General features: G+C 57.7%; 10 protein-coding genes. All 10 read left to right on the forward strand.

The genetic code is table 11. From position 1 onward, the window contains the following. Positions 1 to 73 precede the first annotated feature (73 nt). The 10 genes from FD02_RS06245 to pcrA all read left to right on the forward strand — a co-directional run bounded on the left by FD02_RS06245 (position 74) and on the right by pcrA (position 14,259). Positions 74 to 3,076 (forward strand): LTA synthase family protein, encoded by a 3,003-nt coding sequence (locus FD02_RS06245; protein WP_056951207.1) that lies wholly within the window; start codon positions 74 to 76, stop codon positions 3,074 to 3,076. Positions 3,077 to 3,152: 76 nt separating this feature from the next. After that, positions 3,153 to 3,656, forward strand: a complete 504-nt coding sequence (locus FD02_RS06250; RefSeq protein WP_056951209.1) for a hypothetical protein — start codon at positions 3,153 to 3,155, stop codon at positions 3,654 to 3,656. 20 nt (positions 3,657 to 3,676) lie between these two features. Then, complete coding sequence (locus FD02_RS06255) at positions 3,677 to 4,321, forward strand: glycoside hydrolase family 73 protein (RefSeq protein WP_054721780.1); 645 nt, start codon at positions 3,677 to 3,679, stop codon at positions 4,319 to 4,321. Positions 4,322 to 4,522: 201 nt separating this feature from the next. Continuing rightward, on the forward strand, positions 4,523 to 5,098 hold the full coding sequence (locus FD02_RS06260; protein WP_054721782.1) for a xanthine phosphoribosyltransferase: 576 nt from the start codon (positions 4,523 to 4,525) through the stop codon (positions 5,096 to 5,098). Positions 5,099 to 5,107: 9 nt separating this feature from the next. After that, the gene (locus FD02_RS06265; RefSeq protein WP_054721784.1) at positions 5,108 to 6,427 is read left to right on the forward strand and encodes a nucleobase:cation symporter-2 family protein; all 1,320 of its coding nucleotides are present in this window, start codon (positions 5,108 to 5,110) and stop codon (positions 6,425 to 6,427) included. 54 nt (positions 6,428 to 6,481) lie between these two features. Next, complete coding sequence (locus FD02_RS06270) at positions 6,482 to 7,588, forward strand: ATP-grasp domain-containing protein (RefSeq protein ID WP_056951211.1); 1,107 nt, start codon at positions 6,482 to 6,484, stop codon at positions 7,586 to 7,588. Positions 7,589 to 7,874: 286 nt separating this feature from the next. Next, on the forward strand, positions 7,875 to 9,170 hold the full coding sequence (purB, locus tag FD02_RS06275; RefSeq protein ID WP_054721790.1) for an adenylosuccinate lyase: 1,296 nt from the start codon (positions 7,875 to 7,877) through the stop codon (positions 9,168 to 9,170). Between the two features lie 79 nt (positions 9,171 to 9,249). After that, on the forward strand, positions 9,250 to 10,248 hold the full coding sequence (locus FD02_RS06280; RefSeq protein WP_056951213.1) for a WxLIP family cell surface protein: 999 nt from the start codon (positions 9,250 to 9,252) through the stop codon (positions 10,246 to 10,248). Between the two features lie 941 nt (positions 10,249 to 11,189). Continuing rightward, positions 11,190 to 11,891, forward strand: coding sequence for a sortase domain-containing protein (locus tag FD02_RS06285; RefSeq protein WP_225352383.1), 702 nt, complete (start codon positions 11,190 to 11,192; stop codon positions 11,889 to 11,891). Between the two features lie 130 nt (positions 11,892 to 12,021). After that, entirely contained in the window at positions 12,022 to 14,259 is a 2,238-nt protein-coding gene (gene pcrA / locus FD02_RS06290; protein WP_056951215.1) for a DNA helicase PcrA, read from the forward strand.

A 14,259-nucleotide genomic window follows, 5' to 3' on the forward strand; every position in this document is an offset into this window, starting at 1 on the left:
GGCGCGGCCAGTCCCTTTTTTGCTGGCTGCGGTTTGGTATAATGGGCTCTAACGAAAAGTGAGAGAGGCAACTATGCAAGGACAACGACAGACGTGGGTGACGCGGGGGATTAATAGCGTCATCATCTTAGGCATCATTTTTACCCAACTGATTATGGGCAGCGGCCGAATGTGGATGGCGGCAATTGGTGGAACCCACCTGACCCTCCTGTGGCTCGCCGGCGCATTATTATACTATGGCACCTTGGTGATGCTGGTTGTTGGCATTTTGTGGTGGTTGCTGGCGTTAGGCACCCGGCCGATCGCCTTCAAGCGGGTTGCCCAGGCCTGGTTGACGATCGTGGTGACTGGCGTTGGCATCGTGGCTACCGGTATTGCCACGAATAGCATCAACAGTGTCCAGACGATTTATGACGTCGTGATGCCGATTACTCGTCAAGCCCTGCCGTTAGTGACGGGACTCATCGCATTCCTGCTACTGCAACCTGGGCTCATTCGGTTAGCCAAGAACAAAGGCTTTTCAAGGCTGGTGTGGGGCCTGCTCGCCATCAATATCGTGTTTGGTCGCGACGGGCTAGGATTTGGCAGCGGTGCGACAGTTACCGGCGTCATCTTGCTGGGGGCGTTAGCGCTAACGCTGGCGCCGGCGACGCACTATCGACGGTCGATTGGTGTGACGTTGGCGAGTGGCGTGATTGGTTACGCGACCATTATCATCATGGCGTGGTTACGGGTTTCTCGGGAAGCGAGCATCGATGTGGCGTTCCGCTTCGTCACGGCTTTGTCTCCGTTGACGGTTCTGCCTGCTGTCGGGATTGTCTCGCTGTTGTTAGCGTGGCGCGGTGGCCAATCTGACCAGCCCAACGAGGAGATGCCGAGTTCGGTGACGAACTGGGGAATTTTCGTAGCCTTATTCTTGACGACACAGCCAAGTGTTGTTGGTCTGTTTCGGTGGCTACTCACCCTGATGCGCGTTCGCATCTTCAATTGGTGCGGGGGCTTGTGGGTCGTTCCCGCAGCCATCAGCATTTCGCTCCTTGTTTTTATTGGGGCTTGGCTGGTGTGGCAAATCGTCATGCGGTTGCCATGGTGGCAGGCGATGGGGCGTTGGCGCGAGGGAGATCTTCTCACTTTTGCAAATCAGCTGATGCCACAGTGGCTGCAGGCGCTGAAGAAGTTTTGGCACGTCAGTTGGCCAGCCGTTGTTGCGGGCCTCACGTTGTTTGTCGTGCAGTGTTCGTCAACAATGCTGCTGCACTTGTCCTTTAAATTTGTCGAAAAATGGGGTAGTGGCAACCAAAATATTTTTTCTAGTGTCATCTTTGGCGGCCCCAGCATTATGATCGCGGGGACGCTGGTGTTGCTCATGGCATTCTGGGTACTTCGCGGTTTAACCGGCCGGTACTGGTTATCTTTAGTCTTGGTGAGCGCGGCGACTTTAGTCTTCGGTGTCGCCAACCGCTTAAAAATTGAGAATCGCTCTGAGCCGGTGGTGCCTTCTGATATCGCAGAGTTAACTGGGATTCAAGAGTTGCTGGGCATGGTGAATCGTGGTGTCGTAATCGCTACGGTTATTGGGTTAGTTTTGTTGATTGGCGTCATTATCTGGCTTGAACGGCGGCACCAGGTTCAGGCCCCGGTGTGGTGGTGGCGCATCACCACAGTGGTGATTGGGCTCGCCTTTTTGGCTGGGAGTGCCTATATGCACGTTGCCCGTTCACCGCTCACCCGATTCTACCAGGTGCTGGGCATTCAGCCTGATAGCAATAAGGACATCTTGTATTACGCGCAAAAAGAAGGCCCGGTGACCTTCTTTCTGTCGCAGTTAAACGTGCCGACGATGGACCAGCCGACAGGATACAGCGAGGCGGCCATCAAGGCGTTGGTGACAAAGTATGACAAAACTGCTCAGGTGCTGAATCGCCAACGGACGACGGCGTCGAATCAATTGACGGTGTTGTTTAACCTGTCGGAAAGTTTTGCGACGCCGACACGGTTGGCTGGCGTGACCCTGAATCAAAATCCGATTCCAAACATCACCCAGTTGCGCCAACACGCCACCAGTGGCTCGATGATGAGCTTTGGGTATGGAGGGGGCACCGCCAATATGGAATACATGTCGCTAACCGGCATGTCGATGGGGCTATTTTCCTCGTCCACCTTGGTCCCGAATACGCAGGTGGTGCCAGCAGAGAAGATTGCGCCGAATGTCGGGGATTGGTTCGACTATGCTTCTGCCATTCATCCCTACAAGGGTGCCTTTTATAACCGAATCGGCGTGTACAAGAAATACCAGTTCAACAAGTTTGTCTATCTCGGCAGCGCGGATAAAATTATCGACCAAAAGCGCATCGGGACCTCTCCGTATTTGTCTGATGAAACGGCGTATGCGAATGCTTTGAATCAGATTAAGTCGCGTCAAGGTGGACAATTCATCAATTTGATCACCATGCAAAACCACATGCCGTTCACTCAGGATACTTACCCGGACCACCAATTCAAGGCGTCTGGCAAGCTTGTGAACTCGAGCAATCGCTTTGAAGTTGAGCATTATAGTCAGGGCATTCACTATACAGACACCGACGTCAAGCGCTTTGTGGCCCAGCTAGACCGCATCAACAAACCGATTATCTGGGTATTCTATGGTGATCACCTGCCGGCCATCTACAATCTGCCGACCTCGGTTGATAAATACGCCACTGATTACTTCATCTATGCTAATCGGTATGCCCGAGACCATGGTGCCCAACAGAAAATGACGACTAACACCAACTATGTCGGCACCAATGACTTCATTGCCATGGCGCTGGCCCAAGGTAATGCCAAGGTCGATGCGTATGGGGCATTGTTGACGAAGGTGCAACAAGAGCTGCCTACAGTTTGGTTTCCAGGCACCAATGCGCAAGGTAAGCAGGTGCCCCAATTTGTAAACGAGCAGGGCAAGCTCATTCCTCTCACGAAATTAACCAAGCGCCAACGCGTTCTGTTTCATGACTATCAATTGTTACAATACGATATCACTGCAGGGAAGCAATACGCGTTGAAGGCCGGTGTAATGAAGACGGTGAAAAAGTAATTGCCGTTACTTTGTCGCCGTTTCGTCACGTCTCCGCCTCGCGAATTTGCTACAATAGAGCCAGGAGGCGAGTCTCATGAATGATCAAACCCTACTGACCCTGGCGGCCGCGATTCTCACGGGCCGCATCGGTGACGGCCCGGCGGCGCTGACCAAGGCGCTGCATCTGGCCCCGACCGCGCTAACAGATGAGCACGTGACCTTGACGCACGCCCAGCGCGATCGGTTGCGCTATTTATTCACAGATTACGAATGGATGTTGGCGAAAAAAATGGCGGTGCTCGATGCGACGGATCCCGAGGAAGGCGGCATTGTGGCGCGGTACCAGGCGGCCAAGGCCCGCATTGCCCGCTCGTGGTTGGCGGCACCGAACTTGGCGACGCGCTACGTCAAGGAGCCGCTGCCGGATGGCGGCCAGCTGATGCACCTGCAACTGCGGCTGGATTACGGTGAACACGGCTTGGTGGATGTGCTGGATTTTGTGGTGCCAGAAACGGTGGCCAAGCATATCGAAGCTAAGCAAATCGACTTATTGACCTGGGCCAAGCAGTACTTGCTGGCCGAACCGAAGACTGAATAAACCCCACTGGAGGCATGTGAATGGCGCGTTGGCGCAAACGGAAACGAAGGCGAAAAACGCGGCGTGTGCCCGGCTTAGTGTGGCTGATTTTGCTGGTGCTGGCCGGCAGTGTGCTGGTCGTCGGCAATCAGGTGTACAGACAGCGGCAAGCGATGATTCAACAGCGTCAAGCCGTGGCGGCCAGCAGGGCGAAGGTCGCCGCCGCCAAGCGCGCCTTCATCGAACGCCTGGCGCCATACGCGGAGACCTTGCAGCAGCAGTACAACATTTTGCCCAGCGTGACGCTGGCCCAGGCGATTCTCGAATCGGACTGGGGGCAAAGCGAGCTGGCCAGCAAATACCACAACCTGTTTGGCGTGAAGGGGACGGCGCAGCAGCAAACGGCCATCATGAGCACCAAGGAATTTCAGCATGGCAAGTGGGTGACGGTGCGCGCGCGGTTTCGGGTGTATCCCAGCGACCAGGCGGCGATGCGCGACCATGCCTTACTGTTCGTGAATGGCACGAGCTGGAATCGCCGGCAATACGCGGCGGTGGTGGCGGCGCAAGACTACCGCACGGCGGCGCGCGCCTTGCAACAGGCGGGCTACGCGACGGATCCGGAATACGCCAGCAAGTTGGTCAGCGTGATTCAGCAATACAAGTTGACGCAATACGATGAGTAAAACCGAATAATCGTTTTTCCGGTGGAATCACCGAAACCGGCCAATCCTGTGCGCTTTTTCCGAGGTTGGCCGGTTTTTTGCGCGAAAAAAGTGTTCGCATTTCCCGCCACGTTTGGCTTTGGTGTGTTGTTTAGGTGCGTGATTTATTGTATGATTGTTTAAAATTCGCCGCCTGGTGCGGCATCAAAGGGAGAAGCAACGGTGAAATTACTTGAAACGCGAATTCAGCAGGATGGGCAAGTGCTTGGAGCGGATGTGTTGAAGGTGGACAGCTTCTTGAACCACCAAATCGACCCGGACTTGATGGCGGCACTGGGCCAGGCCTTTTACGATAGTTTCAAGGATGCGCCGATCACGAAGATCCTCACGGTGGAAAGCTCCGGCATCGCCCCGGCGTTGGCCACGGGGATGGCGTTCCACCTGCCGGTCGTCTTCGCGCGCAAGCACAAGAGCCTGACGCTGAAGGACAATTTATACACCGCCGAGGTTTACTCCTTCACCAAGAAAACCACGAACCAAATTTCCATTTCGACGAAGTTTCTCAGCGCCGACGACACCGTTTTGATCATCGACGACTTTCTCGCCAACGGGCAGGCGGTTGAAGGCCTGATCGATATCATCGGCCAGGCCGGCGCAACCTTGGCCGGCGTTGGTATCGTCATCGAGAAGACCTTCCAAAAAGGCCGTAAGCTCTTGGACGACCGCCACATCAAGGTGACGTCGCTGGCGCGGATTCAGGCGTTTGAAGACGGCCAAGTCGTCTTCGCCCAGGACTAGGAGGGCAGGATGGAAAACACACAGTTATCCAATCCAAAAGCGGCGGTGTTGGGGCTCCAACACCTGCTGGCGATGTATTCCGGCTCCGTCTTGGTGCCGATTCTCATCGGCGCCTCGCTGCATTTTTCCAGCGAGCAAATGACCTATCTGGTGTCCATCGACATCTTCATGTGCGGCGTCGCCACGGCGCTGCAGGTCTTCGGTAACAAATTCTTCGGCATCGGCCTGCCGGTGGTGCTGGGGTGCGCGGTGCAGGCCGTGGCGCCGTTGATCGCCATTGGCCAGAAGTATGATTTTCAAACGATGTACGGCGCAATTATCGTCGCCGGCATCTTCGTCTTCCTGGTTTCCGGCTTGTTCGCCAAGCTGCGGCGGCTGTTTCCGCCGCTGGTCACGGGGACGCTAATCACCGTCATCGGCTTGTCGCTGATTCCGGTGGCGTTTCAAAATCTTGGCGGCGGCAGCACGACGGCCAAGGACTTCGGCAGCATGACGAACCTTGCCGTCGGGGCCTTCACCGTGCTACTGATTCTCGCCTTAAACGTCTGGGGTCGCGGCTTCATTCGCTCGATTGCGATCTTGATTGGCTTGATTGCCGGCACGTTGCTGGCCGGCGCGTTGGGCATGGTGAGCCTGGCGCCGGTGGCCGAGGCGAGCTGGTTCCACGTGCCGACGCCGTTTTACTTCGGCACGCCGCATTTTGAATGGAGCTCCATCGTCACGATGATTTTGATTTCGCTGGTGTCGATGGTCGAGTCCACCGGCGTGTTCTTCGCGCTGGGGGATGTCGTCGACCGCAAGATTGGCGAAACCGACCTGAAGCGCGGCTACCGCGCCGAGGGGTTGGCGGTGCTGCTCGGCGGGATCTTCAACACCTTCCCGTACACCACGTTTTCCCAAAACGTCGGGCTAGTGCAGCTGTCCGGCATCAAGACGCGCAAGCCCGTGATTTTCTCCGCCATTTTCCTGGTGATTTTGGGTCTGTTGCCGAAAATCGGCGCGCTGGCCACCATCATTCCCGATCCGGTCTTGGGCGGGGCGATGCTGGTGATGTTCGGCATGGTCGCCGTGCAAGGCATTCGCATGCTGCAGCAAGTCGATTTTCACGATGATAAAAACCTGCTGGTGGCCGCGATTTCTATCGGCCTCGGCCTCGGTGTCACCGTGCAGCCGAGCATCGTGCAGTTCCTGCCGAAAACGATTCAGTTGCTGTTCGGCTCCGGCATTCTGTTGTCGAGCGTGAGCGCGGTGGGGCTCAACCTGCTGTTCAACGCGAAGACGCCGCAACCGGAAATGGCCAGCCACGACGGCTTAAACGAAAAAGATTGATGGCTATTGGTGGTCACGCTGCGGCGTGGCCACGACTTGATTGGAGGGAATCGCTTGGCTCGATTCACTGAACCCGGGGCCATCCTCGGGATTATCGGCGGCGGCGTGGAAGCCTACCGTCTGGTCCTCGCGGCGCATCGCCTCGGCTTACAAGTCGTCGTGTTGAGCCCGCTGCCTGGCGACATCGCCATGCAGGCAGCCGACATGGCGTTAGTGGGCACCAGCAGCGACGCGGCGGCCTTGCAGCAGCTCGCCGACCGCACGACGTTGATCACCTATATGGATGAAAATGTCGACAGCGAGGCGCTCGCCGCCGCCACCGCGCCGGAGCAGCTGCCAAGTGGCGTTCGCATTCTCGACGTGGTGCAGGACCGGTATTTGGAGAAGGTCTTCTTCGAGGACCTCAACTTAAACATTTTGCCTTACGCCCAGGTCGTCACGGCCAACGACATCGCCAAGGCCGTGGAGGTCGTCGGGTTCCCGGCGATTCTCAAGCCGATTCAAAAAAGCGTCGGCCAGGATCAGCAACTGCGCCTTGATACCGCGGCCGATGTCGCCCGCGCCGGCCAGCTGTTACAGCAGCGGCCTTATGTGCTCGAGGCGTGGCTGGACGAGCCGCAAGACTTCACGGTGATGGTGGCCAAAGCCGGCGACAGCGTGCAGGTGATGCCGTTAGTCGAAACCAAATTTGCCGGCCATCAGCTGCAGGCAGCCATCGTGCCAGCCAGCGGCGGCATGCCCGTCGCTAAGGAAGTCACGCGCATCGCGCAGGTCATCGCCGACAAGCTCGATTATACCGGCGTGTTTGCCATCGCGTTTTACCTCACCGCTAACGGCACGCTATACGTGAAGCGCCTGTATTCCGCACCGCAACTGAACGGCGCGGTGCTCCCGGCGGCCACCGGCGCGACGCCGGAGGAAGTACACCTGCGGGCGCTACTCGGTTGGCCGTTGCCGAATATGACGCGCCGCCAGCCGGCCGTGACGCTGTTTCTGCACGATACCGACCGCAGCGCCGCGTTGACCCAGCTGCAAATCAAACCTGAGTGGCGTTTCCGGTTTTATCCATTGAATCACGCGTTGCTCGGTGATGTGACGATTATCGGCGACCGCGCGGTGGTGGCGCAGCAGCTGAGTGCAACCGGGTACTTTTCGCTGTAATCGTGCTCGCCACCGCTCACAACTTAATCGTGCTCGCCGGGGCAAAAGGCTGCACGTAGGACCACCTGGCACTTGAAAGGTAAAAAGCGCCTTTCAAGCACCAGGCGGCGCCTACGCTCCGCCTTTTACCCGCCCCGGCTCACAACTTAATCGTGCTCGCGGTGGCAAGAAGCTGCACACAGGACCACCTGATGGCCGACTCGCAAAGTGCGCGAGTCAACCCTCAGGCGGCGCCTGTGTTCCGCTTCTTCCCGCCACCGCTCACAACTTTGATAGGAGGATTCCCATGATCGATCGTTATAGTCGTCCGGAGATGGCGGCCATTTGGTCCGAACAGAATCGGTACCAGGCCTGGTTGGAAGTTGAATTACTGGCCACAGAGGCGTGGCGCGAGTTAGGGGAGGTGCCGGCGGCGGATGCCGCCGCCTTGCGCGAGCACGCGACGTTTGATGTCGACCGGATTCACGAAATCGAAGCTGTGACAAGGCACGATGTCGTGGCGTTCACCCGTAACGTGTCGGAGTCTCTGGGCCCGGAGAAAAAGTGGGTGCACTTTGGCCTGACCAGTACCGACGTGGTCGACACAGCGCAAGGTTATTTGCTGAAGCAAGCCGACGTGATTCTGCGTCAGGATATCGAGGCCTTGATTGCGGTGTTGGCGGATTTGGCCAAGCGTTACAAGGACACGGTGATGATGGGCCGCACCCATGGCGTGCACGCGGAGCCGACCACGTTTGGCTTGGTGGTGGCGACATGGTATTCGGAGATGCAGCGCAACCTCAAGCGCTTCGATGAAGCCGCCGCGGAGGTCGAAGCCGGCAAGATTAGCGGCGCGGTGGGGACGTTTGCCAACACGCCGCCAGCCGTCGAGGCGTATGTCTGCGCACACCTCGGCATTCACGCGCAGGAGATTTCCACTCAGATCCTGCCGCGCGACTTGCACGCGCACTACATTCAAACCCTCGGCCTGATTGCCAGTTCCATCGAGCGCTTCGCCACCCAGGTGCGGCACATGCAGCGCACCGAGGTTCACGAAGTCGAGGAGCACTTTAATCCTGGGCAAAAAGGGAGCTCGGCGATGCCGCACAAGCGCAACCCGATTGGCTCGGAAAACGTCTCAGGCTTGGCGCGCATCATTCGCGGATACGCGACGCCGGCGCTAGAGGATATGAACCTGTGGCACGAGCGCGACATCTCGCATTCATCTGCCGAGCGCATCATGCTGCCCGACGCCACGGGGCTGCTGGATTATATTTTGCATCGTTTCACCGGCATCTTGAGCCACCTCGACGTGTTCCCGGAGACGATGCTGGCCAACATGCAAAAAACGCACGGCCTGATTTATAGCCAGCGTGTCATGCTGAAGCTGATTGAAGCCGGGTTGTCCCGCGAGGAAGCCTACGACCTCGTGCAGCCGAAAACGGCGCAGGCCTGGGACGAGCACCGCGACTTCCGGGCGCTACTGGAGGCCGATCCGCAGGTCACGGCGCGCTTAACGCCCGCGGCAATCGCGGATGCCTTCGATTATCATTATCACCTCAAGCACGTGGACGAGATTTTCGCGCGACTGGGGTTGGCCTAGCGTCATGGCGGCCGGTGGGGCATTCCTGCCGGCCGTTTTTGAATGGTATACTAATTGCAATGACGTAAGGAGAACAGGCATGAAGAAACTCATCTGGCTGGCGGTGGCCGCCGTGTTTGCGGGGCTCACCAGCCTGGCGCAACCGGTGCGAGCCGACGGGGTCACCTATAGCGTGATGCCGCAGCTGCCCAACAATCAAATCGACCGCTCGGCCGGATACTATGACTTGCTGGTGAAGCCGGGGACGACGCAAACGCTGCGCATGACCATCACCAATCAAGATACGGCGACGCAGCGCTACCGCGTGTCGCCGAACCGCGCGGTGACCAATGCCAATGGCGTGATCGATTATAGCCGCCATGGCAGTCCGGCATCGGCGGATTTGGCCGTAAACATTGAGCAGTTGTTCAGTGCGCCGCAAACGGTGACGATTCCCGCCGGCGGTAGCCAAACGGTGCGGGTGAAACTCACCGTGCCCAAGCAGCGCTTTACCGGCGTGGTGCTCGGCGGGCTGTACGTGACGCAGGTGGCCGAAGCTGATGCCAAAGCCAAGCAAGGCGTGGGCTTCACTAATCGCTTCGCTTACGCCACGGCGGTGCAACTGCAAATGAGCCGTAAAGCCGTCGAGCCGCAACTGACCCTCACCAAGGTACAACCGGCCAGCAAGCAGCAAACACCGCCGCTCACCGCCACGCTGGCCAACATCAAGCCTGCGGTGGTCCACGACCTGAGCGTGACGGCTAAGCTCACGCGCCAAGGCGCCAGCAAGCCCGCACTCACCGCCAGTAGAACCCAACTGTCCATGGCCCCGAATAGTACGCTGGCGTTTGCCCTGGGCCAACCGGGTCAACGGCTCAAAGCCGGGCGTTACACCTTGACGCTAACGGCGAAAACCGACACGACGACTTGGCGCTTTACCAAGCGGCTGACGCTAAAGGGTACCACCGCGGTATCCAGCAAGACCAAGCCAACCGCCCGCCGTTCCGTGTGGTGGTTAGTCTTTAGCGGTGCGCTGGTGGCTGTAGGGGCGGTTGCCGTGGGGTGGATGCGCCGGCGCAGCAGTCGCCACCGCCATTAAATTCGTAGAAAATTGCGCTAGACCGGTTGCAATTCCTGTCGTGACCGGGTAGTATGGCCACAAGAGATAAATTTGAAGCACTGCTCACCTTCATTCACGTGAAGGACGACCCGTCCACGGGGGCATTTGCCCGTCGTGAGCTGGGTCTTTTTTTGTTAAAAACGGCTTTTGGCCGTGATTGGTCGACGTGAATATTCTTCGGGCGCAACCCGCTTACACTTGGGCCCTGGTGAAGAATCGTCACCGATCGCGTTCCCCCGATTCGCCAAGACCGTTGGCTTCAAATTGAGCCGCATGCCGCCCCCCACGGTTGCGCGTTCGCTTCTCTTTTCTGGTGCCGTCTCCACGACGATGCGCGGGGTCACGCTGGTATGTGATCCGCCTCGCGCATAAGCCACCTAATCGCATGTTGGCAGGCCGCTTCCATTTTGGAAGCGGCCTGTTTTTTTGCGGCGCGGCATCGGCTTCGGCTTGACAATACTGAAAAAAGTCTGTCACGACATGGTGCTTACGTGATATTTTCTGAAAATTTTTCTGTTTTTTAATTAGTAGAATTCCGAATTTACTGGCATGAAGCGGGCGGCAGCATTGCTAATTAGCGGCTCTTGGTTTCGGTTACATTTATTCAGTAAACCGAATCAAATTGTGCACGGCTCATTTTCGTTCGGTTTTTCATTAATTAATTGTAGTTATATCGATAAGTTTTTTACAATTGGCTCGGTTTTTCGTGTATAGTAGACCTCGACGCAAAAAGTCAATGTGTAAGTCAATGACAATGAATTGTCCGGTGTGCTTGGGGTGTAAGCCAAGGCACGCGTCGCGAGGAGCGATTGGCAATTCGTCATGTTCGGGGGAACATGACCATATTAAATGGGGGATTTAATTTTATGATCAAGCGTGGCTTGTTGAAGACCATGCTCTTTTTGGGAGTGTCAGTTAGTGTGTTAGCGAGTGGTGTGATTAGCCATTCGGTAGCTGCGTCTGCGGAACAACCGCAAGTTTCCGTAAGTAATCAAGTCGCGCATACCGATGCGCTACGTCAGTCAGCCGCCGCTGCCGCCTTTGCTGAAAACCGCGCCAGCCACCTGGTCGTCGCCGTGAAGCCGACGGCCACGGCGCCGGTCGCGACAACAAGCACCACGACGCAGGCGACCACCACGCGCCAGCCAGTGGCCAAGCAACAGGTTGCGGCTAAGCCCGCAGTAGCAAAACAAGCGCCTCGCGTCACTCCGGTGGCCACGAAGCGGGAAGCCGCCCACACCATCACCATGGGCGGCGTTGCGATTCGCTACATCATTGGCAACCGCAGCATGGGCGCCGCGCCTGGCAATGGCGCTGCCACTTGGGGCGGCCGCACCAACTACAGCAATACCAGCGGTCAAAACACGCACTTCATCGGGCACAATCCCGGTTCGTTTGCGGTCATGACCAGCTTGGGCATCGGCTCCGCGATTCGCGTGACCGACGGACAAGGCACTGGGCGCACGTACCACGTGTACCAAATCGCCAAGGTTAACCCGAATGGCGTCACCGCCAACAAGGTGGACCTGTGGAACCAGATTGTCGGCACCGGCGGCGGCCAGCGCATCACGCTGCAAACCTGCCTCGGCAGTTACTGGCGCGAAATCGTCTTTGCCCGGTAAGCTCAGTTAGACCCGCTTGCGGGTTTTTTTTATTTTCAGAGGCAGCCGGCCGCGGCCATGAACGTCTGCAGGGGCAGGCGTTTTTTGGTACAATTGAGGAACGAATGTAACGGGAAAGGACGATACAACCATGGATGCCTTGTTGACTGGCATGAACGATAAACAAACGGAGGCGGTGCTCGCCACCCAAGGGCCGGTGCTGATTATGGCCGGCGCCGGGTCCGGGAAAACGCGGGTGTTGACGCACCGCATCGCGTATTTGATCGAGCAGCAAAACGTCAACCCGTGGCGCGTGTTGGCCATCACCTTTACCAACAAGGCGGCGAAGGAAATGAAGGAACGGGTGGGGAAGCTGCTGGATCCCGAACTCGCCCGCGATGTCTGGGTGTCGACCTTTCACGCTTTGTGCGTACGCATCTTGCGCCGGGACATCGAGCAGCTCGGCTACACCAAGGCCTTCACCATCGCCGACCCGGCCGAGCAGCTGACGCTGGTCAAGCACATCTTGAAGGACATGAACCTCGACCCGAAGCGCTTCGATCCGAAAAGCATCCTCGGCGCTATTTCCACGGCGAAAAACGATTTGCTGACGCCGAGCGACTACGCCGAGCAAGCGGCCAGTCCGTTTGAAAAGGTAGTCGTCGATGTCTATACCGAGTACCAAAAGCGGCTGAAAAGTGACCAGGCGCTGGATTTTGATGACTTGATCATGCAGACCATCGTGTTGTTCAAGCAAAGCCCGGACACCTTGAAGTTTTACCAAAACAAGTTTCAATACATCCACGTCGACGAGTATCAGGACACCAACGAGGCGCAATACCAGCTGGTGACGATGCTGGCGGCGGGGTATCGCAACCTGTGCGTCGTCGGGGATGCTGACCAAAGCATCTACGGCTGGCGCGGGGCCAACATGCAAAACATCCTGGACTTTCAAGACGACTATCCGGACGCTCAGGTGATTTTGCTCGAGCAAAACTACCGCTCGACCAAGACGATTCTCTCGGCGGCCAACGACGTTATCAAGAACAACGCCAAGCGCCAGGTGAAGACCTTGTGGACGGAGAATCCCACCGGCGACAAGATCACCTATTACCGCGCGCAAAACGAAACCGACGAGGCCTTTTTCGTCATCAAGCAAATCGAGGCAGAAATGGCGGACCACCACCGCCAATTCGGTGATTTTGCCGTGCTGTACCGGACCAACGCGCAGTCGCGGTCCATTGAAGAGGCGTTCTTGAAGGCCAGCATTCCGTATCAGGTCATCGGCGGCCACAAGTTCTACGACCGCAAGGAAATTCGCGACGCCTTGGCGTACTTCCGGCTGGTGATCAACCCGGCCGACGACATGAGCTTCGCCCGCATCGTCAACGAACCCAAGCGCGGCATCGGCGCCACCAGCATCGAGAAGCTGCAGGCTTTCGCCACGCAAAACGGCTGGTCGCTGCTGGAAGCGGCGATCAACGCCGAGCTGTCCCCGGTGGGCGGCAAGGCGCGCAAGGCGCTGGCCGACTTCGGGCACACCATTCAGCAGCTGATTGCCAAGAAACCCGGCCAAACCGTCACCGACTTGATGCAGGCCATTCTCACCGACACCGGCTACCTGCCGACCTTAAAGGCGGCCAACACCGTCGAGGCCGACACGCGGGTCGAGAACCTTGAGGAATTGCTGTCCGTGACGCAAAACTTTGATTCAAGCTACGAGCCTGAAGAAGAAGACAGCGACATTTTCGTCGACTTCATCGCCGACCTGGCCTTGGTGTCCGATCAAGACACGGAGGACGAAGACGCCCAAGAAGTCACGCTGATGACGCTGCACGCCGCCAAGGGGCTCGAGTTCCCGGTGGTGTTCCTGGTCGGCATGGAAGAGGGCTTGTTCCCGCTAGGCCGCGCGGCGATGGATGAAGACGACTTGGAAGAAGAGCGGCGGCTGGCCTATGTCGGCATCACCCGGGCGCAAAAGAAGCTGTATCTGACTAACGCGTATGGCCGCCTGCTTTATGGCCAGCGGCAAACCAATCCGCAAAGTCGCTTCATCGACGAGATCGCGGATGATTTGCTGACGACTGCCGGCAACGCCGCACCGACCAGCGACATTCCGTTCATCAACCGCACGCAACAGGCGGTGACGCCGACCTTTTCACCGAAGCGCCGCACCGGCACCAAGGCGACGGTGGTCAGCGCCGGACCGACCAGCGCGGCAGGTAAAACCGCTTGGGTCGCCGGCGACAAGGCGGAACATCGCAAGTGGGGCGTCGGCACCGTGGTCAAGGTGTCCGGCACCGGCGACGATCAGGAACTCGACATTGCTTTTCCAACCATGGGCGTCAAGCGCCTGCTGGCCGCATTCGCCCCAATCGTGAAAAAATAG

This window comes from Lacticaseibacillus nasuensis JCM 17158, from assembly GCF_001434705.1.
GTDB lineage: Bacteria > Bacillota > Bacilli > Lactobacillales > Lactobacillaceae > Lacticaseibacillus > Lacticaseibacillus nasuensis.

Excerpts from the sequence above, each read along its gene's own strand:
- FD02_RS06245 (WP_056951207.1), top strand. The coding sequence starts at position 74 with ATGCAAGGACAACGACAGACGTGGGTGACGCGGGGGATTAATAGCGTC.
- FD02_RS06250 (WP_056951209.1), top strand. The coding sequence starts at position 3,153 with ATGAATGATCAAACCCTACTGACCCTGGCGGCCGCGATTCTCACGGGC.
- FD02_RS06255 (WP_054721780.1), top strand. The coding sequence starts at position 3,677 with ATGGCGCGTTGGCGCAAACGGAAACGAAGGCGAAAAACGCGGCGTGTG.
- FD02_RS06265 (WP_054721784.1), top strand. The coding sequence starts at position 5,108 with ATGGAAAACACACAGTTATCCAATCCAAAAGCGGCGGTGTTGGGGCTC.
- purB (WP_054721790.1), top strand. The coding sequence starts at position 7,875 with ATGATCGATCGTTATAGTCGTCCGGAGATGGCGGCCATTTGGTCCGAA.
- FD02_RS06280 (WP_056951213.1), top strand. The coding sequence starts at position 9,250 with ATGAAGAAACTCATCTGGCTGGCGGTGGCCGCCGTGTTTGCGGGGCTC.
- pcrA (WP_056951215.1), top strand. The coding sequence starts at position 12,022 with ATGGATGCCTTGTTGACTGGCATGAACGATAAACAAACGGAGGCGGTG.